This window comes from Pseudomonas sp. 8(2025), assembly GCF_052665325.1.
Map to the genome: position 1 here is coordinate 80,434 of NZ_JBQOIE010000018.1, position 26,823 is coordinate 107,256.

Annotated in this window: 26 protein-coding genes; 12 read left to right on the plus strand and 14 right to left on the minus strand. The window is 65.8% G+C overall.

Annotation, left to right across the window (positions count from 1 at the left end):
- Positions 1 to 39: 39 nt before the first annotated feature.
- From pedH to pedF, 5 genes are all read right to left on the minus strand, one after another.
- Positions 40 to 1,815 carry a PQQ-dependent alcohol dehydrogenase PedH gene (gene pedH / locus ACUXVH_RS27180; RefSeq protein WP_011060519.1) on the minus strand — a complete coding sequence of 592 codons (1,776 nt, stop codon included), beginning with the start codon at positions 1,813 to 1,815 and terminating at the stop codon, positions 40 to 42.
- A gap of 232 nt (positions 1,816 to 2,047) precedes the next feature.
- Complete coding sequence (locus tag ACUXVH_RS27185) at positions 2,048 to 2,977, minus strand: quinoprotein relay system zinc metallohydrolase 1 (RefSeq protein WP_065363543.1); 930 nt, start codon at positions 2,975 to 2,977, stop codon at positions 2,048 to 2,050.
- Between the two features lie 35 nt (positions 2,978 to 3,012).
- Positions 3,013 to 3,783, minus strand: coding sequence for a quinoprotein dehydrogenase-associated SoxYZ-like carrier (locus ACUXVH_RS27190; RefSeq protein ID WP_065363542.1), 771 nt, complete (start codon positions 3,781 to 3,783; stop codon positions 3,013 to 3,015).
- An 8-nt stretch (positions 3,784 to 3,791) separates the two neighbouring features.
- A complete protein-coding gene (locus tag ACUXVH_RS27195; RefSeq protein WP_011060516.1) occupies positions 3,792 to 4,667 on the minus strand; it encodes a substrate-binding periplasmic protein in 876 nt (291 codons plus the stop codon).
- A 5-nt stretch (positions 4,668 to 4,672) separates the two neighbouring features.
- The gene (gene pedF / locus ACUXVH_RS27200) at positions 4,673 to 5,134 is read right to left on the minus strand and encodes a cytochrome c-550 PedF (protein WP_011060515.1); all 462 of its coding nucleotides are present in this window, start codon (positions 5,132 to 5,134) and stop codon (positions 4,673 to 4,675) included.
- A 253-nt stretch (positions 5,135 to 5,387) separates the two neighbouring features.
- On the opposite strand from pedF, the gene exaA reads away from it, so the two are divergent.
- Together exaA and ACUXVH_RS27210 are read left to right on the plus strand one after the other, a co-directional pair.
- Positions 5,388 to 7,283, plus strand: a complete 1,896-nt coding sequence (gene exaA, locus ACUXVH_RS27205; protein WP_019093085.1) for a quinoprotein ethanol dehydrogenase — start codon at positions 5,388 to 5,390, stop codon at positions 7,281 to 7,283.
- 78 nt (positions 7,284 to 7,361) lie between these two features.
- Positions 7,362 to 8,021 (plus strand): pentapeptide repeat-containing protein, encoded by a 660-nt coding sequence (locus tag ACUXVH_RS27210; protein WP_445496381.1) that lies wholly within the window; start codon positions 7,362 to 7,364, stop codon positions 8,019 to 8,021.
- An 850-nt stretch (positions 8,022 to 8,871) separates the two neighbouring features.
- On the opposite strand, the gene ACUXVH_RS27215 is transcribed toward ACUXVH_RS27210, so the two are convergent.
- The 5 genes from ACUXVH_RS27215 to ACUXVH_RS27235 all read right to left on the minus strand — a co-directional run bounded on the left by ACUXVH_RS27215 (position 8,872) and on the right by ACUXVH_RS27235 (position 11,547).
- On the minus strand, positions 8,872 to 9,096 hold the full coding sequence (locus ACUXVH_RS27215; RefSeq protein WP_230493603.1) for a type II toxin-antitoxin system RelE/ParE family toxin: 225 nt from the start codon (positions 9,094 to 9,096) through the stop codon (positions 8,872 to 8,874).
- Between the two features lie 101 nt (positions 9,097 to 9,197).
- Positions 9,198 to 9,434 carry a ribbon-helix-helix domain-containing protein gene (locus tag ACUXVH_RS27220; RefSeq protein WP_041752124.1) on the minus strand — a complete coding sequence of 79 codons (237 nt, stop codon included), beginning with the start codon at positions 9,432 to 9,434 and terminating at the stop codon, positions 9,198 to 9,200.
- 42 nt (positions 9,435 to 9,476) lie between these two features.
- Positions 9,477 to 10,115 carry a response regulator gene (locus tag ACUXVH_RS27225; protein ID WP_065363540.1) on the minus strand — a complete coding sequence of 213 codons (639 nt, stop codon included), beginning with the start codon at positions 10,113 to 10,115 and terminating at the stop codon, positions 9,477 to 9,479.
- Positions 10,115 to 11,386 carry a sensor histidine kinase gene (locus ACUXVH_RS27230; protein ID WP_065363539.1) on the minus strand — a complete coding sequence of 424 codons (1,272 nt, stop codon included), beginning with the start codon at positions 11,384 to 11,386 and terminating at the stop codon, positions 10,115 to 10,117. Before ACUXVH_RS27230 ends, ACUXVH_RS27225 begins: the two co-directional genes overlap by 1 nt.
- 2 nt (positions 11,387 to 11,388) lie before the next feature.
- On the minus strand, positions 11,389 to 11,547 hold the full coding sequence (locus ACUXVH_RS27235; protein ID WP_015635009.1) for a hypothetical protein: 159 nt from the start codon (positions 11,545 to 11,547) through the stop codon (positions 11,389 to 11,391).
- A 119-nt stretch (positions 11,548 to 11,666) separates the two neighbouring features.
- On the opposite strand from ACUXVH_RS27235, the gene ACUXVH_RS27240 reads away from it, so the two are divergent.
- From ACUXVH_RS27240 to ACUXVH_RS27265, 6 genes are all read left to right on the plus strand, one after another.
- Positions 11,667 to 12,851, plus strand: a complete 1,185-nt coding sequence (locus ACUXVH_RS27240; RefSeq protein WP_065363538.1) for an ABC transporter substrate-binding protein — start codon at positions 11,667 to 11,669, stop codon at positions 12,849 to 12,851.
- A gap of 30 nt (positions 12,852 to 12,881) precedes the next feature.
- Entirely contained in the window at positions 12,882 to 13,856 is a 975-nt protein-coding gene (locus ACUXVH_RS27245) for a YVTN family beta-propeller repeat protein (protein ID WP_065363537.1), read from the plus strand.
- Positions 13,853 to 14,611, plus strand: a complete 759-nt coding sequence (locus ACUXVH_RS27250; protein WP_016962686.1) for an ABC transporter ATP-binding protein — start codon at positions 13,853 to 13,855, stop codon at positions 14,609 to 14,611. Before ACUXVH_RS27245 ends, ACUXVH_RS27250 begins: the two co-directional genes overlap by 4 nt.
- Positions 14,608 to 15,399 carry an ABC transporter permease gene (locus ACUXVH_RS27255; RefSeq protein ID WP_065363536.1) on the plus strand — a complete coding sequence of 264 codons (792 nt, stop codon included), beginning with the start codon at positions 14,608 to 14,610 and terminating at the stop codon, positions 15,397 to 15,399. The genes ACUXVH_RS27250 and ACUXVH_RS27255 overlap by 4 nt, the downstream gene beginning before the upstream one ends.
- 232 nt (positions 15,400 to 15,631) lie before the next feature.
- The gene (locus tag ACUXVH_RS27260) at positions 15,632 to 16,174 is read left to right on the plus strand and encodes a PQQ-dependent catabolism-associated CXXCW motif protein (protein WP_015635004.1); all 543 of its coding nucleotides are present in this window, start codon (positions 15,632 to 15,634) and stop codon (positions 16,172 to 16,174) included.
- Between the two features lie 54 nt (positions 16,175 to 16,228).
- Entirely contained in the window at positions 16,229 to 16,894 is a 666-nt protein-coding gene (locus tag ACUXVH_RS27265) for a response regulator transcription factor (protein WP_011060504.1), read from the plus strand.
- A gap of 185 nt (positions 16,895 to 17,079) precedes the next feature.
- Here the strand turns inward: ACUXVH_RS27265 and nahK are convergent, their stop codons facing one another.
- The 4 genes from nahK to ACUXVH_RS27285 form a co-directional block, all read right to left on the minus strand.
- A complete protein-coding gene (nahK, locus tag ACUXVH_RS27270) occupies positions 17,080 to 19,722 on the minus strand; it encodes a hybrid sensor histidine kinase/response regulator NahK/ErcS' (protein ID WP_065363535.1) in 2,643 nt (880 codons plus the stop codon).
- Positions 19,652 to 20,815: a nitric oxide-sensing protein NosP gene (gene nosP / locus ACUXVH_RS27275; protein ID WP_065363534.1), complete on the minus strand. Its 1,164-nt coding sequence runs from the start codon at positions 20,813 to 20,815 to the stop codon at positions 19,652 to 19,654. The genes nahK and nosP overlap by 71 nt, the downstream gene beginning before the upstream one ends.
- Before the next feature lie 262 nt (positions 20,816 to 21,077).
- Positions 21,078 to 22,262, minus strand: a complete 1,185-nt coding sequence (locus tag ACUXVH_RS27280) for a porin (protein ID WP_123397573.1) — start codon at positions 22,260 to 22,262, stop codon at positions 21,078 to 21,080.
- Between the two features lie 224 nt (positions 22,263 to 22,486).
- Positions 22,487 to 23,533 carry an Ldh family oxidoreductase gene (locus ACUXVH_RS27285; protein WP_065363532.1) on the minus strand — a complete coding sequence of 349 codons (1,047 nt, stop codon included), beginning with the start codon at positions 23,531 to 23,533 and terminating at the stop codon, positions 22,487 to 22,489.
- A gap of 131 nt (positions 23,534 to 23,664) precedes the next feature.
- Here ACUXVH_RS27285 and ACUXVH_RS27290 point away from each other — a divergent pair, with 131 nt between their 5' ends.
- From ACUXVH_RS27290 to ACUXVH_RS27305, 4 genes are all read left to right on the plus strand, one after another.
- A complete protein-coding gene (locus ACUXVH_RS27290; RefSeq protein WP_047285528.1) occupies positions 23,665 to 24,540 on the plus strand; it encodes a MurR/RpiR family transcriptional regulator in 876 nt (291 codons plus the stop codon).
- A 16-nt stretch (positions 24,541 to 24,556) separates the two neighbouring features.
- Positions 24,557 to 25,309 (plus strand): transporter substrate-binding domain-containing protein, encoded by a 753-nt coding sequence (locus tag ACUXVH_RS27295; RefSeq protein ID WP_065363531.1) that lies wholly within the window; start codon positions 24,557 to 24,559, stop codon positions 25,307 to 25,309.
- 86 nt (positions 25,310 to 25,395) lie between these two features.
- Complete coding sequence (locus tag ACUXVH_RS27300; RefSeq protein WP_011060497.1) at positions 25,396 to 26,115, plus strand: ABC transporter permease; 720 nt, start codon at positions 25,396 to 25,398, stop codon at positions 26,113 to 26,115.
- Positions 26,112 to 26,822, plus strand: coding sequence for an ABC transporter permease (locus ACUXVH_RS27305; RefSeq protein WP_065363530.1), 711 nt, complete (start codon positions 26,112 to 26,114; stop codon positions 26,820 to 26,822). The genes ACUXVH_RS27300 and ACUXVH_RS27305 overlap by 4 nt, the downstream gene beginning before the upstream one ends.
- Position 26,823: the final 1 nt, after the last annotated feature.

The following is a 26,823-nucleotide window of genomic DNA, read 5'->3' on the forward strand; positions in this document are numbered from 1 at the left end:
GTCGTGCGGGCGCCTTCGCCAGCAAGCTGGCGCTTACGATCAGCGTTTGCTCACCAGGTCCTTGGGCAGCTTGAAGGTCCAGAGCATGCCGCCCTGGTTGAAGTCCTTGACCCGCTTGGCCACCTCGCCGCCCCACAGCGGCACCGCGCCGCCCCAGCCGGAGAGCACCGAGACGTACTGCTCGCCGTCCATTTCCCAGGTCACGGGCGAGCCCAGGACCCCGGAGCCGGTCTGGAATTCCCAGACCTTCTCGCCGGTCTTGGCGTTGAACGCCTGGAGGAAGCCCTCAGGCGTGCCGGTGAACACCAGGTTGCCCTTGGTGGTCAGCACCCCGCCCCACAGCGGCGCGAAGTTCTTGTGGCGCCAGACTTCCTTGCCGCTGATCGGGTCGATGGCCCGCAGCACGCCGATGTAATCCTCGTTCAGCGGCTTGATGGTGAAGCCCGCGCCGAGGAACGCCGCGCCCTTCTTGTAGGCGATGCCTTCGTTCCAGATGTCCATGCCCCATTCGTTGGACGGCACATAGAACAGCCCGGTGTCGCGGTTGTAGGCCATGGGCATCCAGTTCTTGGCGCCGAGGAAGGCCGGGGCGACGAACACCGAGCTGCCCTTGGCTTCGCTACCCGGGGCGCCAGGGCGGCTGGCCTCGTTGTAGATCGGCCGGCCGTTCTTATCCAGGCCGGTGGCCCAGGTGATCTTGTCGACAAAGGGGAAGCCGCGGATGAACTTGCCGTTGGTGCGATCGAGCACGTAGAAGAAGCCGTTGCGGTCGGCAGTGGCGGCGGCCTTGATCTCCTTGCCGCCTTCCTTGTAGTTGAAGGAGATCAGCTCGTTGACGCCGTCGAAGTCCCAGCCGTCGTGGGGGGTGCTCTGGAAGTGCCACTTGATGGTGCCGTCGTCCGGGTTCAGGGCCAGGCGCGACGAGGAATACAGGTTGTCGCCAGGGCGCAGGTGGGAGTTCCACGGCGCCGGGTTGCCGGTGCCGAACAGCAGCAGGTTGGTTTCCGGGTCGTAGTAGCCGCCGAGCCACGGCGCCGCGCCGCCGGTCTTCCACAGATCGCCCGGCCAGGTCTTGCCCGCCTCGCCACCGGAAATGCCGTTCTCGATGGCCTTGCCGTCCTTGTACACGTAGCCCATGTGGCCTTCCACGGTGGGGCGCATCCACAGCAGCTCGCCGTTTTTCGGGTCGTAGGCCTGGATCTTGCCGACCACGCCGAACTCGCCGCCGGCGACCCCGGTGATCAGCTTGCCATTGACCATCATCGGCGCCGCGCTGATGGAGTAACCCTCTTTGTGATCGGCGACCTTCTTGCTCCACACCACCTTGCCGGTGTCCTTGTTCAGGGCCACCAGCTTGGCGTCCAGGGTGCCGAAGAACACCAGGTCGCCGTACAACGCCACGCCGCGGTTGATCACGTCGCAGCACGGGCGGATGTCGTCCGGCAGGCGCGCGTCGTACTGCCAGAGCTTCTTGCCGGTGCGCGCGTCCACCGCGAACACCCGCGAGTAGGAACCGGTCATGTACATCACCCCGTCCTTGATCAGCGGCTGGGCCTGCTGGCCGCGCTGCTTCTCGCCGCCGAAGGAGAAGGCCCAGACCGGCCGCAGCTCCTTGACGTTATCGACGTTGAGGATATCCAGCGGGCTGTAGCGCTGGCCCTGGACGCCCAGGCCGTTGGTGACGATCTGCTGCGGGTTCTTCGGGTCCTGGAGGATCTCTTCATCGGTGACGGCGGCCAGGGCCGCGCTGGACAGCAGCATGGCGCTGAGCACCAGGCTCACGGCGAAAAAGGGACGACGTGGGGGTTGGGTCATGACGGCTACCTCGGCGGTTATTGTTGTTCCCGGGAAATTTTCCCGGTCTGCCGGGAATTCTTGGTCCCGGCCTGCCTGCCAACAATTGCCCGCAGTGCGGAGTTTTCTAGTTCCTTGGTACAGGAGCGGCCGCCGACGCCTACAAAGCCCCACGCGATCTCCCTGCCTACCGTAGGAGCTGGCTTGCCAGCGAAGAGGCCCAGCAAGACCGCCTTCGACGGCCAGCCGGCTCCTACAGGCCGTCGATACGCTGCAGGCGCTGGCGTTCGTAACGCGGGTACAGGTGGCTGACGCTGCGGATCAGCTCATAGCGGGTCAGGCTGATGCCGGCAAAACGCTCGGGGATCGGGCGGCGGATCATCTCCGCCATGTCGTCGCCCTGGGCGGCGCCGTCGCGCATCAACCCGTCCAGCCAGCCCAGGTAGTCCCGCATCTGGGCAAAGGGCGCCGTATCGCTGGCCACCGGGCCATGGCCTGGCACGATCAGTTTCCACGGCAAGGCCTGCAAGGTGTCCAGGTCCTTGAGCCAGGCCCCGAGCCCCGGGCTGTTGGGGGTGGTCAGCGCGCGCTCGTAGAACACCAGGTCACCGGCAAACAGCACCCCGGTGTTCTCATCGAGAATCGCCAGATCAGCGCCGGTGTGCCCACTCAGGCCCAGCAAGCGCAAGCGATGCCCGCCCACCTCAAGCACCCCGGGCTCAAGCACCTGGGTCGGCAGCACCACCTCGGTGCCGCGCATCCAGTCGCCGACCATGCGGTACATGTTCTCGGCCATGGCCTCGCCCTGCTGGCGCAGCAGGTCGCCGGTGCCGGCCAGGGCGCCGATGGGCACGTCGCCAAAAGCCTGGTTGCCCAGCACATGGTCGGGGTGATGGTGGGTCAGCAGCAGTTGGATGACCGGTTTGTCGGTGGTGGCGGCAATCGCCCGGCGCAAGGCTTCGCCGTAGCGTTTCGACGGCCCGCTGTCGATCACCACCACCCCGCTGTCGGTGACGATGAAGCCGGTGTTGACGATGTTGCCGCCATTGGCCTTGGCGAAATTGTCGGTGCTGCCTTCCAGCAGCCAGGTGCCCGCGGCGATCTGCCGGGGCTTGAGTGGATAGTCCAGGTCGGCCCGGGCCGGCAGGCCCAGGCACAGCAGCAACAGCAGGATCCAACGCATGGCGCGCCTCGGCTCGGGTGGGTCAAAGGATGCGGTCAGGGCAGCCTGGCCTCGAACTGGTTGCCGCTGTTGTCGCGCAACAGCAAGCGGGTCTGCCCCGGCCCCTGGATATCGAACCCCAGGTTGGGGTTTTCGCTGACCGCCGGGAACAGTTCGAGGCTGGCCAGGCGCTGGTCGTTCTGGTCGCGCAGTTCGGCGTGGTTGAGGAAAAACTCAGGGATGCCGCTGACCAGGCCGTTGTCCATCGGGTGGGAGATTTGCAGGCGCAGGCGGCTGGCATCCCCACGGGGATAACGCCCGCCCAGCACCTCGCCGATGTGCTCTTCCCAGCCGGGCTGGGTGCGCACCACGCTGGGGGCGGTACAGCCGCCGCCCGCGGCATCGATCAGGGTCGAGCCCACGTGCCACAGGCCATCGCGGGTCAGCACCGCGGCGCGCAGCGGCGTGGCCTGCTCGATACGGATGCGGATCGACAGCCAGGGCAGCACTCGCTCCCCCGGTTCGAAATCGACGATGCGCGGCAAGGGGTTGAGCTCGGCCCAGGCAAGGATGCGTACCACCTCGCCTCCAAAGGCCCGGGCGTCGATCTCCAGGGGCACCTGCCGCGCATCCTCGGCAAAGGGCGGCGCCAGCAGCTTGACCCGGTCATCGAAGACGAACGCCGCGTCCCCCAGCAATTGCTTGTGGTAGAAGGCCCACATCACCGAAGGCACCGGGTCCGGGCCCGGGGCCTGCGGATCGGCGGCCAGCACCGGGGTCGCCAAGGGCAGCCAGCACGCCAGCAGACAGGTCGCTCGCCAGTTCATCGCAGCTCCTATTGATACATCTGTGGGACCTCGTAACGCAGGCCATAACGGGCGTACAGCGCCTGCAGGCGACCGTCGCGGATCAGCCCTTCCAGGGCCTCTTCCACGGCATAGGCCAGCTGGCGGTTGCTTTCATGCACCGCCATGCCGATCTCCCACACCTGCTTGCCCATGTTCGGGTAGGCGTTTTCCGCCAGGGCCAACTGCGGATCAGCGGCCTGATGCAACTGCCAGTCGATCTCGCCGCGCATGGCCATCACCGCGTCCACCTGCCCGGCCCGCAAGGCGCCGAACGCCTGTTGCACGCTGGGGTAATGGTGGGTCTTGGCACTGAGCATGCCGTTGAACACCGAGGTCAGGTAGAACGACGGCACGCTGTCCACTTCGACGCCAATGGGGTGCTCCTGGAACACCGCGACACTGGCCACCGAATCCAGCCGGCGGCGGTCGAATGCCACCTGCCAGCGCTCCTCCTGATAGGGGCCGAACATCACCACGTGATCGTTGGCCAGCTCCCCCAGTTCGTTGCGCTTTTGCGCGTAGTCGTGGTCGTAGGGCACGCGCATCATCAGGTCGGCCAACTGCTGGTGGCGCAGCGGGCTGCCACGCCAGATGTAGTCGCGCAAATCGTCGTCGAGTTTCTCCCCGGGGGGCGCCCAGATCAGTTGCAAGCGCACCCCCAGGGCCTCGGCCAGGGCTTGCGCCAGCTCGACGTCGACGCCCCGGGGCTGGCCCTGGTCCTCGAAGCTGTAGGGAGCAAAATCCTGGTACACCGCCACCTTCAGTTCACCGGAGGCGATCATCGTGTCGTAGTTGCGCACCTCGGCCTGGGCCGTGGCGCAACACAGCAGCAGGCCAGCCAGGAACAGGGCGAAGCGGCCCATGGCGATCACTCCTCGACGCGCACGCTGTCCAGGTAGGTGCGCACCGCCCACAGGGCTTCCTGGCTCAGGTAGTCGGCCATCTTCGGCATGTACACCCGGCCATCGCGCACCGCGCCGTGGCGCACCCGTTCGACGAACCATTCATCCCCGGCTTCGCCGGCGTCGAGCATGCGCAGGTCTGGAGCGATACCGCCGGACTTGGCTTCCAGGCCATGGCAGGCGGCGCAGTTCTGGTTGTAGGCCGAAGCGCCGATTTCCACCGCCTTGTCGTGCTCGGGCGAGGTGCGGTACGGGTTGACCGCGGCCCAGCCGTCACCATCGACGCTCACCCCGGCATCCTTGATCGGCGTCAGGCCCTTGGTCTCCACCGCCTGGGGCACCACGTTGCCATGGGCCCATACGGCACCGGTGGCCAAGGCACCGGTCAGCAGCCCTACCGCGAGCAAGGCGTTGCGTTTTGTTGTCATTGTTATGCCCTCAAGATTGCACGCAAGACCTCGCTACAGAGGCCATGGCGCCATCTTAGAAACAGCCGGCGGGCGGCCGTATGCTGCTTTGGTGGCCGCGCCCTACTCCCTTGGTAGTAGGGCTTGTGGCGCGGGCCTAAATCAGGTGCCGCCCGGGAACTATTCCCGGCAAGGGCGGGACTTTTTCCGTATCTCAAAGCGCCTCGCGCGGCAGACCCTAGTCAGGCCAAAACCTCCACTGGGAACCGCAACCATGACAATAAGATCGCTACCCGCCCTCTCCCCCCTGAGCCTTGCCGTCCAGGCCCTGCTGCTGGCCGGCAGCCTGTCCCTGGGCGCGGCGGCCACAGCGGCCACCGCCCCGGCGGCACCTGCCAGCAAGAACGTGACCTGGGAAGACATCGCCAACGACCACCTGACCACCAAGGACGTGCTGCAGTACGGCATGGGCACCAACGCCCAGCGCTGGAGCCCCCTGGCCCAGGTCAACGACAAGAACGTGTTCAAGCTGACCCCGGCCTGGTCCTATTCCTTCGGCGACGAGAAGCAACGCGGCCAGGAATCCCAGGCCATCGTCAGCGACGGCGTGGTCTACGTCACCGGCTCCTACTCCCGGGTGTTCGCCCTGGACGCCAAGACCGGCAAGCGCCTGTGGACCTACAACCACCGCCTGCCGGACAACATTCGCCCATGCTGCGACGTGGTCAACCGCGGCGCGGCGATCTACGGCGACAAGATCTACTTCGGCACCCTCGATGCCCGGGTCATCGCCCTGGACAAGAACACCGGCAAGGTGGTGTGGAACAAGAAGTTCGGCGACCACAGCGCCGGCTACACCATGACCGGCGCCCCGGTGCTGATCAAGGACAAGACCAGCGGCAAGGTGCTGCTGATCCACGGCAGCTCGGGCGATGAATTCGGCGTGGTCGGCCAGCTGTTCGCCCGCGACCCGGAGACCGGCGAAGAGGTGTGGATGCGGCCCTTCGTCGAAGGCCACATGGGCCGCCTGAACGGCAAGGACAGCACCCCCACCGGCGACGTCAAGGCGCCGTCCTGGCCCGACGACAAGACCACCGAAACCGGCAAGGTCGAAGCCTGGAGCCACGGCGGCGGCGCCCCTTGGCAGAGCGCCAGCTTCGATGCCGAAACCAACACCATCATCGTCGGCGCCGGCAACCCCGGGCCGTGGAACACCTGGGCGCGCACCGCCAAAGACGGCAACCCCCACGACTACGACAGCCTGTACACCTCGGGCCAGGTCGGCGTCGACCCGAGCACCGGCGAAGTGAAATGGTTCTACCAGCACACGCCGAACGACGCCTGGGACTTCTCCGGCAACAACGAACTGGTGCTGTTCGACTACAAGGGCAAGGACGGCAAGGTGGTCAAGGCCACCGGCCACGCCGACCGCAACGGCTTCTTCTACGTGGTGGACCGCAACAACGGCAAATTGCAGAACGCGTTCCCCTTCGTCGACAACATCACCTGGGCCAGCCACATCGACCTCAAGACCGGGCGCCCGGTGGAAAACGAAGGCCAGCGTCCGGCCAAGCCGCTGCCGGGTGAAACCAAGGGCAAGCCGGTGGAAGTCTCGCCGCCGTTCCTGGGTGGCAAGAACTGGAACCCCATGGCCTACAGCCAGGACACCGGGCTGTTCTACATCCCCGGCAACCAGTGGAAGGAGGAGTACTGGACCGAGGAAGTGAACTACAAGAAAGGCTCGGCCTACCTGGGCATGGGGTTCCGTATCAAGCGCATGTACGACGACCACGTCGGCACCCTGCGCGCCATGGACCCGACCACCGGCAAGCTGGTCTGGGAGCACAAGGAACACCTGCCGCTGTGGGCTGGCGTCCTGGCGACCAAGGGCAACCTGGTGTTCACCGGCACCGGCGACGGCTTCTTCAAGGCCTTCGACGCCAAGACCGGCAAGGAGCTGTGGAAATTCCAGACCGGCAGCGGCATCGTCTCGCCGCCCATCACCTGGGAACAGGATGGCGAGCAGTACATCGGCGTGACCGTGGGCTACGGCGGCGCGGTGCCGCTGTGGGGCGGCGACATGGCCGAACTGACCAAGCCGGTGGCCCAAGGCGGCTCGTTCTGGGTGTTCAAGATCCCGAGCTGGGATAACAAGACCGCCCAACGCTGATCATCCCCGCCTTGTCTGTGGCGAGGGAGCCCGCTCCCTCGCCACACCCGCCTTCACTCCCGCCTGGAGAACCGCACCATGAACTACCTGCCACTGGCCCTGCTGCTGAGCCTCTCCCCCGCCTTGGCAATGAATGTCGACGACGACGGCAACGATGTACCGCTGACCGTCAACGGCTGCCTGATCGCCGAATCCAGCCAATGCCCCGGCGCCAACCTGCGTGGCGCTAACCTCGCCAACCAGGACCTGCGCAAGATGAACCTGGCCGGCGCCGACCTCTCCGGCGCCGACCTGCGCCACGCCCAGCTGGACCTGGCCAACCTGGAAAAGGCCCGCCTGCAAGGCACCAACCTGACCCGCGCCAGCCTGCAACAGAGCAACCTGCGGCTGGCGGACTTCACCGACGCCAAGCTGATGGCGATCCAGGGCTGGGGCCTGTTTGCCCAGGGCGCGCAATTCGAAAAAGCCGACCTCAGCGCGGCCTACCTGCAATTTGCCCGCCTGTCCGGGGCCAAGCTGCACCAGGCCAAACTGCGGGCGGCGGACCTGGAGATGGCCTGGTTGAGCAAGGCGGATCTGCAAGGGGCCGATCTGAGCGATGCCAATCTGCAGGAGGCGAAGTTTGGCGAGAGCAATCTGGAAGGAGCCGACCTGCGCGGGGCGCGGCAGCACTATGGGAATTTTCAGGATGCCAATATGGAGGGGTGTGTGGGGTGTCCGGGGAGTTGGGATAAGTGAGGGGGATGTGTACATATCCGTTGCTGCGGTCACGGCCACTTAGGGTTTCGCTCTTACAGCGACTCACTTTTGAAAATCCGGAATGCCGGCCCAGACAAAAGGTGAGCAAAACGCTTCTGCCCCTCCACTCGGTGCCTCGCCTAGGCTCGGCATGCCCTCACTCCGGCATTGCTCCGTGGGCCGCCGCCACCGGCCATCCATGGCCGGGTGGCGGCTAACCCGGCATCCCTGCCGGGTTACCCACGGCTCAATGCCTGCGTTCGGCCATCGTGTCTAAGGGGGCAAGCAGATCAAAAGCAAAAGCAAAAGCAAAATCTGACGGCGGCGTTGCGGCCGGCCTGAAGATGGAATGGGGCGTCCCTCCCACCACCTCCTGTAGGAGCTGGCTTGCCAGCGAAGACGTCCGCCCAGACGCTGCATGACTCACGGGCCTCTTCGCCGGCAAGCCGGCTCCTACGAACAGCGCGTAAAACGCGCTTGGCTTTTGCTCTTGATCTTGATCTTCAGGCCCCTTCCCAGCAGGCCGAGCGTAGGCGTTGCGTAGGGGGCAGCTCGGCAGGGATGCCGAGCTAGCCGCCACCCGGAGCAATGCCGAAGCGAGGGAACACCGAGCCTCAGCGAGGGGCCCATGGAGGGGCAAGCGTTTTTGCTTACTTTTTGCTGGGCCGGCACTCCGGCGTTTGAAAAAAGTGAGTCGCCGTAAGGGCGAAACCCTAAGTGGCCGTTACCGCAGCAATGGATATGTACCCAAACCCCAAACCATCAAGACGAAACCACCAGCAGCCACACCCACAGCAACGGATATACACCCCACCCCCTCACCACAAAAAGCCCCCAACATCCCCCACCACTACCGGAAAACACCTTCAGCCAACCACTCAGGAAAGTCCCGCATACCATGCAAAACCCGCCATACGTCGATGTAGTCATCGCGTTCAACGTAGAACACCAGATAGGGACAGCGCTTCAGCGGCAAGCAAAGCACCCCCGGCAGATCCAGCTCGTGGGCGTAGCGAGACATACCCAAGGCCGGATGGCGGCCGATATGAAGATAGGCCTTTTCCAAAGCATCGATAAAACCGAGCGCAGCCTGCTCGGCCTGTTGGTCAAGCTAGTCGCTGATAGCGCCTCCCACGTCATGGCTGGCAAGGGCACGTGGCATGACCGGCTTGGCTTTCATCCTCGCGCCTTGTGAACCCTGGCACGCAGGGATTCGAAATAGTCACCCTGCACAGCAGTGCCCGGCGCCGATTGAGCACCGGCCAACAACAGGCCACGCAGATGTTGCCGATCCTGATCCTTGCGAATCAGCTCACACACATATTCACTGCTGGTGCTGTAGCCGCGCTGGCTGACTTGATCATCGACAAAGGACTTGAGAGCGTCCGGCAGGGAGATGTTCATGGTGCTCATGGCTTTGTCCGCTTTTGACAAAATTTGCCAAACCATACCCCCTCACCCCGCCACCCGCACCACCCCCATATCAATCCCCAAATGCACCAACTCCGCATGGGAGCTGACCTGCAGCTTGCTCTTGAGCAAGGTCAGGTGGTTGGACACAGTCTTGGCGCTGATGCACAGCTGCTCGGCAATCACCCGCGCCGGGGTGCCCTTGGCCAGCATCACGAAGATCTCCAGCTCGCGCTGGGTCATGCTCTGCAAACGCGGGTCGCTGCTGTTCTGCGCCGGGGTGCAGGCCAGTTGGGTGGCCAGGGGCTGTTCGATGTAGGCGTGCCCGGCCAGCACACGGTGCACCGCTTCGATCAGCACCTGGGGCGCGGAGTTCTTGGTCAGGTAGCCCGAGGCTCCCGCCTCCAGGGCCTGGCGCACCAGGGGCAGTTCGTCGTGCATGCTGAAAAACAGCACCCGCAGCTGCGGCAGGCGCTGGCGCAGGCGGCGGGTGGTCTCCAGGCCGCTGATGCCCGGCAGGCCGAAATCCATGATCACCAGCTGCGGCACTTCTTCGGCGACCCGGGCCTGGGCCTCTTCGCCGCTGGCCGCTTCGCGCACCTGCATCGCCGGCAATACCGCGCGCAGCAGGCTGGCGTAACCCTGGCGGACCACGGCGTGGTCATCCACCAACAAGATGTTCATCAGGCCTCCATGGGCATGTTCAGGGGCATGTTCAAGGCCAGTGCCCAACCGGCGCCGGGACGGCTGAGGATGTGCAGTTCGCCGCCCAGGCTGCGGGCCCGCTCGGCCATCGAGTGCAGGCCGACGCCGGGGCGCTGGGGCTGGCGCGCGCCGCAACCGTTGTCGCGCACCAGCAGGCGCAGGCCCCGGGCGCTGCGTTGCAGGCGCACCCGTACCTGGCTGGCGTCGGCGTGCCGGGCGACATTGGTCAGCGCTTCTTGCAGCAGGCGGTAGAGGTGGGTCTTGCTGGCGCTGGGCAACGCTGGCAGGTCGGCGCCGACCCGCAATTGGCAGTCGATGCCCTGGCTGTCCTGCCATTGGCTCACCAGCAAACCGAAGGCTTCGGCCAGCGGCAGGTGCTGCAGCACCACCGGGTACAGGTCCTGCACCAGGGCGCGAAAGCCTTGCTGCAAGCGCTCGCAGTTGAGCTCCAGGGCCTGGGCCGTGTGCTCCACCACCGTGGGCTGGTTGCTGACCATGCGCAGCAGGCAGACCTGGGCGCGGATGCCCGCCAGGTATTGCCCGAGGTCGTCGTGCAGGGTCTGCGCCAGGTAGGTGCGCTCGCGCTCCTGCACCGCCAGCAAGGCCTGGGTCAGTTGCGCGTTGTCGGCGCGGGTCTGTTCCAGGGTCGCGGTCATGCGGTTGAAGTGCCCGGCCAGTTGCCGCGCTTCCGGCAGGCCGGCTTCGCGCAGGCGCACCGCCAGTTGCCCGCCGGACACCTGCTGCAAGGCCCGCAGCAGGTCATCCAGCAGGCCCATGCCACGGCGCACCGCCCAGCGGATGGTCAGCAGGCTCAGGAACAGGGCCAGGCCGCACAGGCTCAACAGCTGTTGCAGGGAATCCCAGACTTCGTCGATCTCATCGCGCGCGTCCACGGCGATCAGCACTCGGCGGCCGTCGCCCAGGTCCAGCTCGCGGGCGCTGTGGCGGCGCTCGCTGAACAGCTGGCGGCCGAGCCAGGCGTCCAGCCCGGCCTCTTCCGGCATGCGGGCCGCCTCGTCCGCCGCCAGCCAGTGCACCCGTACATGGCGCAGGCTCTGGGTCAGGTGCGGTTGCAGGCCCGCCGGGTTGCGCGCGGCGCTGTCGCTGAGGTATTCCACCACCGCCTCGGCGGACTGCAACTCACGCTCGACATCGGCCACCGCCTGGTGCAGCAGCAAGGCGGCGCAGGCCAGGGTCACCACGGCAAAGAATGCCGTGACCCACAGGTTGATCCGCCAAAGTGCCGACATGCCTAGCGCCCCGGCACCAACGGCAGCGCTTGGGGCAGCACCGGGCGCGGGCCGTGCAGACGGTCGACGCCGATCAGGCTGAGGATCAGCAGTAACGGCAACAGCAGCAATTTGAGGATGCGCATGACGGTGTTCTCCAGGGTCGGGGCCGCTGCAACCATGCTAAGACCGCCGCACCCGCGCCGGGTTACTACCTTGGTACTGCCCGGGCGCTACTTTCTGCATATTTCCCCGCCCCGGTACTCTTCCTATGCTGGCGCCACCTGCCGTGGAGTGCCTTATGCACCAGCCTGCCTCGCTTATCCCGACCTGCCTGCTGGCCCTGGCCTCGGTCCTGTTGCCCCTGGCCGCGAGCCAGGCCGGCGAGGAACCGTTACAGGTGCGCATCGGCTACCTGGGCTATCGCCCCGACCCCGGCCCGCTGCTGTCCAACATCATTCCCGAGCCTGCCGACGCCGGGCTGCAGGGCGCGCAGCTGGCGATTGTCGACAGCAACAGCACCGGACGCTTTCTCAAGCAGCAGTTCCAGCTCGACAGCGCCAGCGTCGACAGCCCCGAGGCGCTGCTGCAAGCCGCCAAGGCCCAGCATGACCAGGGCCTGCGGCTGTTCGTGGTGAATGCCCCGGCGGCCAGCCTGCGCGAGTTGTCCGCGGCCCTGCCCGACAGCCTCTTGTTCAACGCCGGCAGCCCCGACGACCGCCTGCGCAGCAGCCAGTGCCTGGGCAACGTGCTGCACAGCCTGCCCGGCCGGGCGATGCTGACCGACGCCCTGGTGCAGTTCATGGTGCTGCGCAAATGGCAGCGGGCCTTGCTCGTCGTCGGCCAGACTGAGGATGACCGGGCCTACGCCGATGCCCTGCGCCGGGCCACCCAGCGCTTCGGCGTGAAGCTGGTCGCCGAGAAAGACTGGACCTTCGACAACGACCAGCGCCGCAGCGCCCAGGCCGACATGCCGCTGTTCACCCAGACCGCCGAATACGACGTGGTGCTGGTGGCCGACGAGCGCGGCGACTTCGGCGAATACCTGCCCTACCAGACCTGGTACCCGCGCCCGGTGGCCGGCACCCAGGGCCTGACCCCCACCGGCTGGCACAAGAGCGTCGAGACCTTCGGCGCCGCGCAACTGCAAAAGCGCTTCGAAGCCCAGGCCGGACGCTGGATGAACGACCGCGACTTCGCCGCCTGGATGGCCGTGCGCAGCGTCGCCAGCGCGGTGAGCAAACTGCGCCAGGCCGACCCTAGGGCCCTGCAGGCACTGCTGCTCAGCGACCAGTTGCCCCTGGACGGGTTCAAGGGCCGCAAGCTCAGCTACCGGCCATGGAACGGCGAACTGCGCCAGCCGATTCCCCTGGTGCAGCCCCGGGCCCTGGTCAGCACCTCGCCCCAGGACGGCTTCCTGCACCCCTTCAACGAAATGGACAGCCTGGGCTACGACCGCCCCGAAGTGACCTGCCGCTACCCCTGATCCGATAACCACAACAACAAGGAATCCGCCATGCGCCGCCCCCTTCTCTGCCGCTCCGCCCTGTGCGCGGCCCTGCTGCTCGCCGCCGGGCACGCCATGGCCGCCACGGCCTGGGTCTCCAATGAAAAGGACAACAGCCTGAGCCTGATCGACCTGCAGACCCTGCAAGTCACCCAGACCCTGCCGGTGGGCCAGCGCCCGCGCGGGTTGCTGCTGTCCCATGACAATAAGCTGCTGTACATCTGCGCCAGCGATTCGGACCGGGTCCAGGTGATGGACGTGGCCACCCGCAAGATCATCAAGGAGCTGCCGTCCGGCAAGGACCCCGAGCAGTTCGCCCTGCACCCCAACAACCGCTGGCTGTACGTGTCCAACGAGGACGATGCGCTGGTCACGGTGATCGACACCGAGACCGCCAAGGTCCTCGGCCAGATCAACGTCGGGGTCGAGCCCGAAGGCATGGCGGTGAGCCCCGACGGCAAGTGGGCGGTGAACACCAGTGAAACCACCAACATGCTGCACTGGATCGACACCAGCACCCAGACCCTGGCCGACAGCACCCTGGTGGACCAGCGCCCGCGCTTCGTCGAGTTCAACCAGGACGGCTCAAGGCTCTGGGCCTCGGCGGAAATCGGCGGCACCGTGACCATCCTCGACGTGGCCACGCGCCAGGTGCTCAAGACCCTGAACTTCAAGATCAAGGGCGTGCACCCGGACAAGGTGCAGCCGGTGGGCATCAAGCTCAGCGCCGACGGCAAGTACGCCTTCGTCGCCCTGGGCCCGGCCAACCACGTGGCGGTGATCGACGCCAAGACCTACGAGATCCTCGACTACCTGCTGGTGGGGCGGCGGGTCTGGCAGCTGGCATTCACCCCGGACCAGAGCCAGTTGCTGGCCACCAACGGGGTCAGCGGCGATGTTTCGGTGATCGATGTGAACAGCCTCAAGGTGCTCAAGTCGGTGAAGGTCGGGCGCTATCCCTGGGGCGTGGTGGTGACCCCATGAACGCCCTGGAGGTCAGCCAGCTGAGCTTCGCCTATGGCCCGCGCCAGGCCCTCGATCAGGTCAGCCTGAGCCTGGCTCCCGGGCGCTTTGCCGCGCTGCTGGGGCCCAACGGCGCCGGCAAGTCGACCCTGATCGCCCTGCTCACAAGGCTCTACGACCTGCAGCAGGGCGACATCCGCGTCGGCGGCTGCTCGCTGCGCAACGCCGCCCGGGCCGCCCTGCGCCAGCTCGGCGTGGTGTTCCAGCAAAGCACCCTGGACCTGGACCTGAGCGTGGAGCAGAACCTGCACTACCACGCCGCGCTGCATGGCCTGTCACGGCGCCAGGGGCAGGCGCGGATCGACGCCGAACTGGCGCGCCAGGGCTTGAGCGAACGGCGCCGGGATAGCGTGCGCGCCCTCAATGGCGGCCACCGCCGACGGGTGGAGATCGCCCGCGCCCTGCTGCATGAACCGCGCCTGCTGCTGCTCGATGAAGCCAGCGCCGGCCTCGACCCCGCCAGCCGCCTGGCGCTCAACCGGCACATTCGCCAGCTGTGCCAGGAACAGCGTCTGAGCGTGCTCTGGACCACCCACCTGCTGGATGAGGTGCAGGCCGACGACCAGTTGCTGATCCTGCATCAGGGGCGCCTGGTGGCCAGTGGCGTGGCCGGCACCATCAGCCAGCAGCAGGGCGGCGACCTGGGCACAGCCTTCGCCCGCCTGACCCAGAATCCCCAGCCACGCCCGGCCCCGATCGGAGAACCGCTCGCATGAACGCCTACTGGCAATGCCTGCGCGGCATCGTGCTGCGCGAATGGCTGCGCTTCGTGCTGCAGCGCACACGCTTTCTCAGCGCCCTGGTGCGCCCGCTACTGTGGCTGCTGGTGTTCGCCGCCGGCTTTCGCGCGGCCCTGGGCATCGCCATCATCGAGCCCTACAGCACCTACATTCCCTACGAGGTCTACATCGTCCCGGGGCTGGCCTGCATGATCCTGCTGTTCAACGGCATGCAGGGCTCGCTGTCGATGGTCTACGACCGGGAAATGGGCAGCATGCGCGTGCTGCTCACCAGCCCCCTGCCCCGGGCCTTCCTGCTGGCCAGCAAGCTGCTGGCCACCTCGCTGATCTCGCTGCTGCAGGTCTACGCCTTCCTCGCCGTGGCCTGGCTGTATGGCGTGCAACCGCCGGCCATGGGGCAGCTCAGCGCCCTACCTGCCTTGCTCCTGGTGGCCCTGATGCTCAGCGCGCTGGGGCTGCTGCTGTCCAACGCCATCCGCCAGTTGGAGAACTTTGCCGGGGTGATGAACTTCGTGATCTTCCCGCTGTTCTTCCTGTCCTCGGCGCTGTACCCGCTGTGGAAGATGCTCGAAGCCAGCCCCTGGCTGTACTGGCTGTGCGCCCTCAACCCCTTCACCCACGCCGTGGAACTGGTGCGCTTCGCCCTGTATCAACGCCTCAACCTGCTGGCCCTGGCCGTGTGCCTGGGCCTGACCCTGGTGTTCTCCCTGCTGGCGGTGCTGACCTTCAACCCCCAGCACGCCGCCCTGCGCAAAAGCACCTGAGCCACCATCCTGCCACCCACCTCCACCCAACGTAGGAGCTGGCTTGCCAGCGAAGAGGCCCGCAATCCCAACGCCAGACCCCAGGCCCCTTTCGCCGGCAAGCCGGCTCCTACACAGCGCTTGCCCATGGGCGATCTACGACTTTGGTACTGCTTTTGCTGTCGATGGTCGCATTCACAAAAGGCCCTGCCCTGGCATGTAATGGGCCTATAACAAGAAGGACAAATCCCTTATGCCCCGTGCCCTGCAGACCCTGGCCCTGCTGTCCCTGAGCCTGACTCTGGGAATGGCCCATGCCGAGACTCCGCTGTTTTCCACCGAGGGCTATCGCACCAGCCTGTACCGCAGCCCGACCCCGCTGCAGATCGACCAGGGCCGGATCATCGACACCCCGGGCCTGCAAGAGCTGCTCAAGGAGCAACCGGCGCCCCTGCTGATCGACGTCTACCGTCGGCAATGGCTGCAAGGCCGCTTCATCGACAGCGAGCCCCACGCCAACCTCCCCGGCAGCCACTGGCTGGCCAACACCGGCGACGGCGAACTGAGCCCCGAGTGGCAGGCCTATTTCGCCGGCAACCTGCAACGGCTGAGCCACGCCGACCCGCAGCGCGCCCTGGTGTTCTATTGCCGTGCCGATTGCTGGCTGAGCTGGAACGCGGTAAAACGCGCGGCAGCCCTGGGCTATAAGAACATCTACTGGTACCGCGACGGCCTGGATGCCTGGGAGGCCGCCGGCCTGCCCGTGGAGGCAGCCCGGCCGCAACCCTTTCCCTGAGCGCCGCAGCACGGCGTTGCCGCCCCCATAACCACAATAACGAGGTGAAAGGCCATGTATAAAATTCTGATAGCCGACGATCACCCACTGTTTCGCGAAGCCATCCACAACGTCATCAGCGACGGATTTCCCGGCAGCGAGGTGATGGAAACCGCCGACCTGGACAGCGCCCTGGCCCTGACCCAGGAACACGACGACCTGGACCTGATCCTGCTGGACCTGAACATGCCCGGCATGCACGGCCTCAACGGCCTGATCACCCTGCGCAACGAAGCGCCAACCATTCCGGTGGTGATCGTTTCCGCCGAGCAGGACAAGCAGATCGTGCTCCAGGCCATCACCTACGGCGCCGTCGGCTTCATCACCAAATCCTCGGCGCGCTCGCAGATGACCGAGGCCATCGAACAGATCCTCAACGGCAACGTGTACCTGCCGCCGGACATCATCCGCACCCAGAAAAGCCAGCCAGGGCGGCGCAGCAGCGAAACCCCGAGCTTCCCCCCGGAACTGCTCCAGGCCCTGACCCGCAAACAGCTGTTGGTGCTGGAACGCATGACCAAGGGCGAATCCAACAAGCAGATCGCCTACACCCTGGACATTGCCGAAACCACGGTGAAGGCCCACGTCTCGGCAATTCTGCGCAAGCTCAACGTGCACAACCGGGTGCAGGCGATCCTCAGTGCCGGGGACATCGATTTCGGCGCCTACCTGCGCCGTTGAATTGCGCTGATCGTGCACCGACCCTGTAGGAGCCGGCTTGCCGGCGAAGGCGATCTTGCGGGCCCCTTCGCTGGCAAGCCAGCTCCTACGATTGGTAGAGACTGTGGCGTGGACCTGTAGGAGCCGGCTTGCCGGCGAAAGCGGTCTTGCGGGCCCCTTCGCTGGCAAGCCAGCGCCTACGGTTGTCAGGAGTGCCGCGTTGGGCCCAGCAGGTGGCTGATGGCGGTCTTGAGTTTCATCGGGCGCACCGGTTTGTGCATCAGGGTGTGGCCCAGTTCGCGCAGTTGCTGTTTGAGCTCGTTGCTGTAGTTGGCAGTGATCATCATCGCCGGGATCGCCAGGGCGCGACGGGCGTTGATTCGCGCTACCGCATCGATGCCGTTCTGTTGCTGGTCCAGGTGGTAGTCGGCAATCAGCAGGTCTGCCTCGGCACGGTAGTCGTCCACCTGGCGCGCCAGGTCTTCTTCGGACAAGGCGGTGATCACCTGGCAGCCCCAGCCTTCAAGCAAGGTGCGCATGCCGGCGCAGATCGCCGCGTCGTTATCCAGCACCCAGATCCGCGCCCCCTGCAAACGCTCCAGCAGGGCGTCGCCCAGCTCCGGGCGCGGCGCTGGCAAGGGCGCGCTGGCGCTGATCGGCACCTGCACGCTGAACACCGAACCACGCCCCGGCCAGGAGCGCACGCCAATGCGGTGCCCGAGAATCCCGGCAATCTTCTCGACGATGGCCAGCCCCAGGCCCAGGCCGCGATCCTGGTCCGGGCGCTGTTCTTCGCCACGCTTGAACTCCTGGAAGATTTCCTCCAGGCGTTCGGCGGCGATACCCATGCCGCTGTCCCAGACTTGGATCGACAGCCAGCGCCCCTGGCGCCGACAGCCCAGCACCACCCGGCCCTGGCGGGTGTAGCGGATGGCGTTGCTCAACAGGTTGCGCAGAATCCGCGCCAGCAGCTGGATGTCGCTGCGCACCAGCGCCGAGCAGGCCACGAAGTGCAGTTCCAGGCCTTCGCTGCGGGCCACCTGGGCGTACTCGGCGGCGAGGTTTTCCAGCAGTTCGCTCAAGGCAAAGGGCGCGATATCGGCCTTGATCACCCCGGCATCGAGCTTGGAAATGTCCACCAGGGTGCCCAGCAGGTTTTCCACGTCTTCCAGGGAGTTGCTGACATTGCGCACCAGGGCGCTGCTGGCCTGGGGATCGCGGCGCTCCAGCAAGGCGCTGGTGAACAGCCGCGCGGCGTTCAGGGGTTGCAGCAGGTCATGGCTGACCGCGGCGAGGAACTTGGTCTTCGACAGGTTGGCCCGCTCGGCCTCGGCCTTGGCTTCGCGCAAGCGTGATTCCATCCGGCTGCGCTCTTCGATCTCGCGCAGCAGCTGCTGGTTGAGGGTGGTCAGCTCGGCGGTGCGTTCGCGCACCCGCAGCTCCAGGTTCTGGTAGGCCTGATGCAGGGCCTCGGCGGTGCGCCGGCGCTCGGTGATGTCGCGGATCAGCACGAAGATCCCCACCACCTCGCCATTGGCCAGGCGGTTGGGCACGTAGGAGCGCAGCATGTAGCGCTCCTGATTGTTGATGTTGGTCTCGGCGAATTCGAAGGTCACGCTCTCCCCGGCCAGGGCCCGTTCCACATAGCTTTCCAGGCGCTGGTAGTGCTGCTCGCTGTGCACCTCGCGCAGGCTCTGGCCGAGCATCACGCCGCGGGGCCAGCAGTACCATTCCTCGTAGACCTTGTTGGTGAACTCATACACCAGATCGGCATTGAGGTAGGCGATCAGCGCCGGCACATGGTCGGTGATCAGGCGGATCCAGCGTTCGCTTTCGCTCAGGGCCTCGGCGTGCTGGTAGCGCTCGGTGATGTCGGTGAAAGTGTTGACGAAACCACCGGTAGGCAGCGGATGGGTGCGGATCTCCAGCACCCGGCCATCGCTCAGGCGTTGCTCGCATTCGTGGATCGGCCGGCCGTTGGCGTCGCGGCTGTCGGGGCTCAGCAGGCGCAGTTCGCTGTCGCCGATGACCTCGGCAAACAAGCGATGCGCGGCCACCGGGGCCAGCCCGCTGAGTTCCAGGAAGCGCCGGTTCCACAACTCCAGCACGCCCTCGGCGCTGACCATGGCCACGCCCTGGGACAGGTTGTCCACCGCCCGTTGCAGCAGGTGGGACTTTTGCGCCACCGCCTGTTCCCGGCGCAGGGTTTCGCTGTGCTTGACCTCGGTGATATCGGTGAACAGGATCACCCGCCCGCCTTCCCGGGTCGGCCGCTCGCTGACCTGCAGCCAACGGCCGTTATGCAGGCGATACAGCAACTGCTCGTCACCGCCACTGCGCGGTTCTTCGCTGAACAACCCGGTGCTGGTCAGCAACCTGCGCACTTCCGAGAGGCGCATGCCGGCCATGATCCGCACCCGGCTGTGGCTCCAGAAGGCACGGAAGCGGCTGTTGAACAGGACGATGCGCTGCTCCTGGTCGAACAGCACGAAGGCGTCGGAAATGCTCTCGATGGCATCGATCAGGTGCTGGTGTGCCGTCTCGGCCCGCAGCCGCGCTTCGCTGAGCAAATGGTTGCCGGCCTTGAGCTCGGCCATGGCCTGGTTCAGGGCGTCGGTGCGTTCGCGCACCTGCTCGGCCAGCACCACCGAATGCTGGAACGCCGCGTAAGGGTCGTTGCCACGGGTGATGCCGGACTCGACCCGTTCGATCAGCGCGCTGTTGATCCGCCGCAGCTTGCGGTTCTCGCGCTGCAGGTCATCGAGCTGCGCTTGCAGCTCAGCGGCGGGCCGGAGTTCGACTGCGGGCAATGGCGACCCCGGTGAAGGTCTGGTTGATGTGCATGCCATTGAACTGTTCTCCGTAGGTGTTGAAACCCATCACCCGCTGTTCCCGCAAAAAGGCCCCGATCTGCTCCAGGCTGCCCTGCCCCTCCAGCTCCAGGCGGCGCAAAAAACAGTCGCAGCCAATGGTCAGCAGCAACCCGCCGAGGCGTTGCTGCAAGCCGTCGAACAGCTGTTGCAGGTTGGGCAGCAAGGGGCCGGGGGTCATGGCGGTGAGGACGATGCCGTTTTCCACCGCGCAGTAGAAACTCAGACTCAGGTCCGGGTGCACCTGCTGCACCGCGCGCACGTAATAGTGCTGGTTGATCCGCACCGCCAGCGGGTGAGCGGCGAACACCCGATGGTCGAGCTGCGCCAGGGGCACGCCGATCAGCCGCGCGTACTCCTCAGCGGCGGGCTCGGCGTTCAGTTCATAGACCCGGCGCAAGGTACTGTCGGCACCGGTGACCACCAGTTTTTCTTCCCGGGGCTGGATGTGGTGGGTGGTGAACACCTCGAAATCCAGCCAGGTGTTGACCAGCACCACCACCGCCGCGCCGCTGTGGAACTCGCCGCCGTAATACACGTGGGTGTGGGTCAGGTAGTTGTCATCGCCGGCCGAACCGCCGAAATGCGGAATGTCCCCCAGGGCCGCGCTGAGGGCGGCCAGGACCATTTCCTCGCGGCTCGACAGGCCGTCCAGCAGGGTCAGGGCGAAGCTGTTGCCCTTGATCGGCGCCAGGGTGTTGCTGCGGCAGCGGCCCACCAGGCGTTCGACCATCTGCTGGGCGTCGATCAGGCTGAAGTGTTCCATCTGGTCGATCAGTTCGGCGGCGATGGAAAAATGCCGGTGATCGAAGCCGATGGCGGTCACGCAATTGCGTCCGTAGCCCAGGGGGGTGATTTCCCCGGCGCTGGTGCAGCCCACCAGGGGGATGCCGCCGAAGCTCTGCTGCAAGGCCGGGCCCAGGGTGTGCAGGGGGTATTCGGCGGAACAGAAGAACAGCACGAAGCCCAGGTGCGGATGCAGCAACTGCCTGGCCAGGTCCTGGGCCACCTGCTGCGGATCGACGGCCTGGGACATGGCGCTGACCACGCCCTCGCTCTGGGCTTGCTGCATCGTCGCCTCCGGCGCGGGTTGTCTGAGCAATGAGTGTACGAAGCCGGCCCCGGGGCACGAATGCTACTTGGGTAGCGGGTAGCCGGTTCCATGGGCGTAGGCGCTGGCTTGCCAGCGAAGGCGTCGGCCTGGCTGGTGCAGGGCTTGAGGGCCTCTTCGCCGGCAAGCCGGCTCCTACGGGAAATGCACCAATGCGGAAAACAGGTGGGGAATACGGGGCGCCGGCCTTGGCGCGATGCGCACGCCAGGGCCGGCGCTGGGGTTACCAGGTCAGTACGGCACCCACGGCGAAGGTGTCGGTGTTTTCGTTCTGCGCGGTGGTGTGGTGGCCGTCGATCTCGAACTGGTTGTACTCGGCCACCAGCTTGAGGTTGTCGTTGATGTCGTGGAACAGCGCCACGCCCCGGGTCTGGTAGTCGGCGCCGCTGCCGACCACGCCGTTGCCATCGTCCTTTGTCTTGCCGTAGGACAGCGCCAGGCGGTTCTTGCCCACCTTGTACGAGCCCTGCAGCAGGTAGCCCTTGCTGTCGACATTGCGCAGGGTGGCCTCGCCGGCATTGTTGGTGAAGAACGGGTTGATGCCCTTGGCCTGGAACCCGGAACCGGTCAGGGACAGGCCGCCGATCTTGGCCTGCAGGCCATAGCCCAGGCCCTTGGAGGTCACCGACTGCACGTTGGGGTCGGTGTTGTCGGAGGTCTGGTAGCTGCCGTTGAGCCAGCTGTAGAACTTGGCCCCGCCCAGGTCGAACTGGTAGGTGACCTCGCTCTCGGTGCGCGGGTTCTTCTGGTAGGCCTTGCCCAGGGCGCTGCTGTCGTTGGTGTCCACCGGATCGAGGATGCCCACCGCCACCCGCAGGCCGTCCATCACCGGGCTGCGGTAAGTGATCTGCGACGACGGAAAGGGATAGGGATAACCGCTGCCGATGTTGCCGAACGACACCCCGCCGCCGTCCACCAGCCCCAGGCTGTCGCTGACCTGGCCGTACCCGGCGAGCATTTCATCGAGCAGGATGTTGGAACGGGCGAACAGGCCGAAGTCCTTGCCGATCAGCACCTCGCCCCACTCCGGGTTGGCCACGGTGCCGTAGAACTGGCGCACGTCGATGGCGGTGTCGGTGCCGTTGGTCTCGCTGTCGTTGATGGTGACCCAGAACGAGGCCCGGGCGCCGAGCTTGAGGTCGTCCACCTGCTTGCCCATGTTGAAACCCAGGTAGTTGGGCAGAAAGCCCATCTTCACCCGCGCCTGACGGCGGTCGTACTGGTCGCCGGCGCGGTCGACCTTGCTGTTGACGTAGAAGGCGTTGATGTAGCCGTCGGTGGAAAAGGTGGTCTGGTCCTTGTCGTACAGCATGATCTCGGCTTCGGCGACAGAGCCCAGGCCAAGGGTCGACAGGCCGACAAGCAGGGCCGGAATCAGAGGGTACTGGCAGTTCTTATTGTTATGCATGGCGCGCTCCGCAAACGGGGGACGAAATGTCGGAGGCGATTATCGAAACGCGCCAAGGCCGCCCATAGGCTGCCTTGGGGGCAAATTCAGCATGCTTTGGAGGGGCTGGCAGGGACCGGCAAATCCGATCCACGACCGGCCCGCTACCGGGCCCACTACCGGGAGTAGCACCAAGGGCTCATGGACCCGGGTGCGAAGGGATGAAGTCCTTAGTCGTCGCCCGTTCAGTCGTCGCCCGCCAGGGTCCGCAGCCGCGCCAGTTCGGCGGCGGCCAGGGGAATGCCTTCTTGCAGGGACTTGGCCCGGGTGCGGTAGCGCCGGTCGCCGGGCATGCGCTCCAGGCCCACGGCCTGCATCTGCCGCACCAGCTCGCCGCTGCGCTGGGCAAAACGCCCGCCGCCCAGGTGGCTGGGGTCGATGACGATCAGCAGTTGCCCGGTCCAGGGCGTCTGCGCCCCGGGGTGTTGCGACCAGTCGAATTCGAAGGAGAAATTGCCACCGGTCAGCGCCGCCGCCAGCAGCTCCACCATCATCGACAGCGCCGAGCCCTTGTGCCCGCCAAAGGGCAGCAAGGCGCCACCGTCGAGAATCGCTGCCGGATCGCAAGTGGGCTGGCCATCGCGGTCCACCCCCATGCCCGGCGGCAGTGGCTGGCCCTGGCGCTTGGCGATCTGCACATCGCCGTGGGCAATGGCGCTGGTGGCCAGGTCGAAGACGATGGGCTCGGCGCCTTCGCGGGGTGCGGCGAAGGCAATCGGGTTGGTGCCGAACAGCGGGCGCTGGGCGCCGTGGGGCACCACGCAGGTCATGCTGTTGACCAGGCTCAGGGCCACCAGGCCTTCTTCGGCGAAGGGCTCGACATCCGGCCACAGGGCGGCGAAATGGTGGGAATTGCGAATCGCCAGCACCGCGATTCCGGCGCTGCGGGCCTTGCTCAGCAGCAGCTCGCGGGCCGCCGCCAGGGCCGGCTGGGCAAAGCCGCCTGCGGCGTCCACCGCCACCACGCCGGGGGCCACATCCTCCACTTGCGGCAGCGCCTGCCCATTCACCCAGCCACTGGCCAGGGACGACAGGTAACCGGGAATGCGGAACACCCCGTGGCTGTGGGAACCGTCGCGCTCGGCGCGGGCGCAGTTGTCGGCCAGCACCCGGGCCACTTCGGCAGAGGTGCCGTGGCGAAGAAAAATGCGTTGCAGCAAGTCGGTCAAGGCAGGCAGGTCGAGGTACTCGACGGGTGCCTGCGCCAGGGTCGCCTGGTTCGCTTCGGTCATTGCAGCTCCATTGGAATTGTTATTGGAAGGTGCCTGACTATCGCGTCACGCCAGTTAACTGTCAAATGTTGACTTCATGACAGAAAACATTCATTTTCCATTGTCAACGGCCCACAAGAATGAAAACAACCATGAGCCAACCCATCAAGCAACGCCTTGAAAGCAGCCTGTCCAGCGCCACCGCGTCGGGCCGGGCGATTGCCAGCTACATGCTGGCCAACCTCTATGAACTGCCCTTCCAGACCGCCGCCGACATCGCCGAAAAACTCGGCGTCAGCGAATCCAGCGTCGGCCGTTTCTGCCGCGCCATCGGCTACAGCCATTTCAAGGATCTGAAAAACGACCTGAAGAACGACCTCGGCGAAGGCCCGTGGCTGGTGGGCGACCGCCTGCAGGAATTTCGCCAGCAGCCCAACCCGGCGGCCCAGGGCCTGCCCCGCAGCTTCGAGCTGGAAGTGGCGGCGCTGGTCAAGGTCTACGAATACAGCCTGACCCCGGCCTGGCAGACCGTGGTCCAGCGCCTGGCCAGCCGGCGCCGGGTGTACGTGGCGGGGTTCCAGACCGAGCGCGGCATCGCCGCCTCCATGGTCCACCTGCTGCAATACCTGCGTGATGGCGTGCACCTGGTGGACGGCGCCGCCGGGCATTTCGCCGACGTACTGCTGAGCCCCGCCGAGGACTGCGCCCTGGTGGTGTTCGAGGCCCGGCGCTACTCGCGCCACGCCCTGACCCTGTGCCACAAGGCCCGCGAGGCCGGGATTCCGGTGACCCTGGTCACCGACACCTTCTGCGACTGGGCCGAGCAGAACGCCGACGAGGTGTTCCGCGTGCCCACTGAATTCAACCTGTTCTGGGAGTCCACCGCGGCCATGCTGTCGCTGGTGCACCTGTTGGTCAACGAGGTGTGCAAGCACCTGGGACCCGAGGTGGAAAAACGCCTGGAAGCCACCGCTGCCCTGCATAACGAGTTTGTTGGCTACACATCGTCCGCCCGACCAAAACAATAAATAACCGAGGTGCTCCATGAACAACGTCCTCCGCTTCGCCGGCGCTTGCGCCCTGGTCATCGCCGCCTCCACGGCCCAGGCCGAAACCCTGAAGATCGCCACCGAAGGCGCCTACCCGCCCTTCAACTACGTGGACTCCAACAACCAGCTGCACGGCTTCGACGTGGACATCGCTAACGCCCTGTGCAAACAGATGAAGGTCGAATGCCAGATCGTCGCCCAGGACTGGGAAGGCATCATCCCGGCGCTGCTGGCGAAGAAATACGACGCCGTGGTGGCCTCGATGATCGCCACCGACGAACGCAAGAAGAAGATCGCCTTCAGTAACCACTACTACCGCACCCCGCTGTCGGTGGCGGTGCCCAAGGACTCGGACATCACCGACGCCCAGACCAACTTCAAGGGCCGCACCGTGGGCGCCCAGGCCTCCTCGACCCAGGCCATCTACGCCGAGGACCACTACGGCCCGGCCGGCGCCGACGTGAAGTTCTACCCGACCCTGGACGAAGCCAACAGCGACCTGGCCGCCGGTCGCGTGGACGGGGTGATCGCCGACAAGTTCCCGCTGCTGGCCTGGGCTGAAAGCACCGGCAAGGACTGCTGCAAGATCATCGGCGACGTCAACGGCACCACCGCCGACGCCTCGATCGCCGTGCGCAAGGAAGACAACGCCCTGCGCGAACGCCTGAACAAGGCCCTGGACGAGATCGTTGCCGACGGCACCTACAAGCAGATCTCCAGCCGCTACTTCGCCTTCGACATCTACTGACCGCCCGCCTTTGCCGCTGCCCTTGCCCCGCGTTCCCTTGAGCGCGGCGGCGCCCTGCACGGTTCATTTTTCCAGAGGGTTCGCGCATGTTCGAACAGCTGTCACTCCTGTCCTTCGCCAGCGGCGGCTGGGGCTCGGCCCTGCTTGCCGGGGCCCTGGTGACCATCGCCCTGGCGCTGGCCTGCGTGCCCATCGGCCTGCCCCTGGGCCTGGCCGTAGCCCTGGCCGCGCGCTCGAAAAACCGCTGGGCGCGGGCCTGGGCCACGACCTTTTCCACGGTGTTTCGCGGCCTGCCGGAGCTCTTGACCCTGCTGATCATCTACTACGGCTGCCAGATTGCCGCGCAGAAAATCCTCGGCGCCCTGGGCTACCCCGGTGAAGTGGCGATCAACACTTTCGTCGCCGCGATGATCGCCTTCAGCCTGGTGTTCGCCGCCTTCTCCAGCGAGATCTGGCTGGCCGCGTTCAAGACCCTGCCCAAGGGCCAGTACGAAGCCGCCCGCGCCCTGAGCCTGTCGCGGCGCACCACCTTCAACCGGGTACTGCTGCCGCAACTGACGCGCATCGCTCTGCCGGGGCTTTCCAACAACTGGCTGTCGCTGCTCAAGGACACCTCCCTGGTGTCGACCATTTCCCTGGTGGACCTGATGCGCCAGACCAACCTCGCGGTCAGCGTGACCAAGGAACCCATGCTGTTCTACAGCGTGGCCTGCTTTGGCTACCTGTTCTTCTCGGCGCTGTCGGGGCACCTGTTCAGCTTTCTTGAACGGCGCTTCAACCGTGCGCAACGGAGCCTGCAGCCATGAACCTGGATGACCTGCTGAACCTGTTCCTCAACCAGGAACTGCTGGAACGCTACGGCCCGCGCTTTATCGACGGCCTGCTGGTGACCGCCAAGCTGGTGGCGATTTCCTTCAGCCTGGGCGCCGTGCTCGGCCTGCTGATCGCCCTCGGGCGGCTGTCCAGCAATCGTTTCCTGCGGCGCCTCACCGGGGCTTATGTGTACTTCTTCCGTGGCTCGCCGCTGCTGGCCCAGCTGTTCATGCTGTATTACGGCCTGGGTTCGTTCAAAGGCTTCTGGCAGGACGTGGGCCTGTGGTGGTTCTTCCGCGACGCGTGGTTCTGCACCCTGCTGGCCTTCACCCTGAACACCGCCGCCTACCAGGCGGAGATCCTGCGCGGCAGCCTGCTGGCCGTGGCCCAGGGCCAGCGCGAAGCCTGCAAGGCCCTGAGCCTGTCGCGCTGGACCGCGTTTCGCAAAGTGATCCTGCCGCAGTCGCTGCTGATCGCCATCGGGCCTCTGGGCAACGAGCTGATTTTGATGATCAAGGCCAGCGCCATCGCCTCCCTGGTGACCATCTACGACCTGATGGGGGTGACCAAGCTGGCCTTCTCCCGCAGCTTCGATTTCCAGATCTACCTGTGGGCTGCGGTGCTGTACCTGCTGATCGTCGAAGTGGTGCGGCGCAGCCTCAAATACCTGGAAGGCCGCCTGGGCCGGCACCTGAACTGAA

Bases quoted from the DNA above. Each gene is read 5' to 3' on its own strand.
- pedH (WP_011060519.1), bottom strand. From the start codon at position 1,815: ATGACCCAACCCCCACGTCGTCCCTTTTTCGCCGTGAGCCTGGTGCTC.
- ACUXVH_RS27185 (WP_065363543.1), bottom strand. From the start codon at position 2,977: ATGCGTTGGATCCTGCTGTTGCTGCTGTGCCTGGGCCTGCCGGCCCGG.
- ACUXVH_RS27190 (WP_065363542.1), bottom strand. From the start codon at position 3,783: ATGAACTGGCGAGCGACCTGTCTGCTGGCGTGCTGGCTGCCCTTGGCG.
- ACUXVH_RS27195 (WP_011060516.1), bottom strand. From the start codon at position 4,667: ATGGGCCGCTTCGCCCTGTTCCTGGCTGGCCTGCTGCTGTGTTGCGCC.
- pedF (WP_011060515.1), bottom strand. From the start codon at position 5,134: ATGACAACAAAACGCAACGCCTTGCTCGCGGTAGGGCTGCTGACCGGT.
- exaA (WP_019093085.1), top strand. From the start codon at position 5,388: ATGACAATAAGATCGCTACCCGCCCTCTCCCCCCTGAGCCTTGCCGTC.
- ACUXVH_RS27210 (WP_445496381.1), top strand. From the start codon at position 7,362: ATGAACTACCTGCCACTGGCCCTGCTGCTGAGCCTCTCCCCCGCCTTG.
- ACUXVH_RS27220 (WP_041752124.1), bottom strand. From the start codon at position 9,434: ATGAGCACCATGAACATCTCCCTGCCGGACGCTCTCAAGTCCTTTGTC.
- ACUXVH_RS27225 (WP_065363540.1), bottom strand. From the start codon at position 10,115: ATGAACATCTTGTTGGTGGATGACCACGCCGTGGTCCGCCAGGGTTAC.
- ACUXVH_RS27230 (WP_065363539.1), bottom strand. From the start codon at position 11,386: ATGTCGGCACTTTGGCGGATCAACCTGTGGGTCACGGCATTCTTTGCC.
- ACUXVH_RS27235 (WP_015635009.1), bottom strand. From the start codon at position 11,547: ATGGTTGCAGCGGCCCCGACCCTGGAGAACACCGTCATGCGCATCCTC.
- ACUXVH_RS27240 (WP_065363538.1), top strand. From the start codon at position 11,667: ATGCACCAGCCTGCCTCGCTTATCCCGACCTGCCTGCTGGCCCTGGCC.
- ACUXVH_RS27245 (WP_065363537.1), top strand. From the start codon at position 12,882: ATGCGCCGCCCCCTTCTCTGCCGCTCCGCCCTGTGCGCGGCCCTGCTG.
- ACUXVH_RS27250 (WP_016962686.1), top strand. From the start codon at position 13,853: ATGAACGCCCTGGAGGTCAGCCAGCTGAGCTTCGCCTATGGCCCGCGC.
- ACUXVH_RS27255 (WP_065363536.1), top strand. From the start codon at position 14,608: ATGAACGCCTACTGGCAATGCCTGCGCGGCATCGTGCTGCGCGAATGG.
- ACUXVH_RS27260 (WP_015635004.1), top strand. From the start codon at position 15,632: ATGCCCCGTGCCCTGCAGACCCTGGCCCTGCTGTCCCTGAGCCTGACT.
- ACUXVH_RS27265 (WP_011060504.1), top strand. From the start codon at position 16,229: ATGTATAAAATTCTGATAGCCGACGATCACCCACTGTTTCGCGAAGCC.
- nahK (WP_065363535.1), bottom strand. From the start codon at position 19,722: ATGGCATGCACATCAACCAGACCTTCACCGGGGTCGCCATTGCCCGCA.
- nosP (WP_065363534.1), bottom strand. From the start codon at position 20,815: ATGCAGCAAGCCCAGAGCGAGGGCGTGGTCAGCGCCATGTCCCAGGCC.
- ACUXVH_RS27280 (WP_123397573.1), bottom strand. From the start codon at position 22,262: ATGCATAACAATAAGAACTGCCAGTACCCTCTGATTCCGGCCCTGCTT.
- ACUXVH_RS27285 (WP_065363532.1), bottom strand. From the start codon at position 23,533: ATGACCGAAGCGAACCAGGCGACCCTGGCGCAGGCACCCGTCGAGTAC.
- ACUXVH_RS27290 (WP_047285528.1), top strand. From the start codon at position 23,665: ATGAGCCAACCCATCAAGCAACGCCTTGAAAGCAGCCTGTCCAGCGCC.
- ACUXVH_RS27295 (WP_065363531.1), top strand. From the start codon at position 24,557: ATGAACAACGTCCTCCGCTTCGCCGGCGCTTGCGCCCTGGTCATCGCC.
- ACUXVH_RS27300 (WP_011060497.1), top strand. From the start codon at position 25,396: ATGTTCGAACAGCTGTCACTCCTGTCCTTCGCCAGCGGCGGCTGGGGC.
- ACUXVH_RS27305 (WP_065363530.1), top strand. From the start codon at position 26,112: ATGAACCTGGATGACCTGCTGAACCTGTTCCTCAACCAGGAACTGCTG.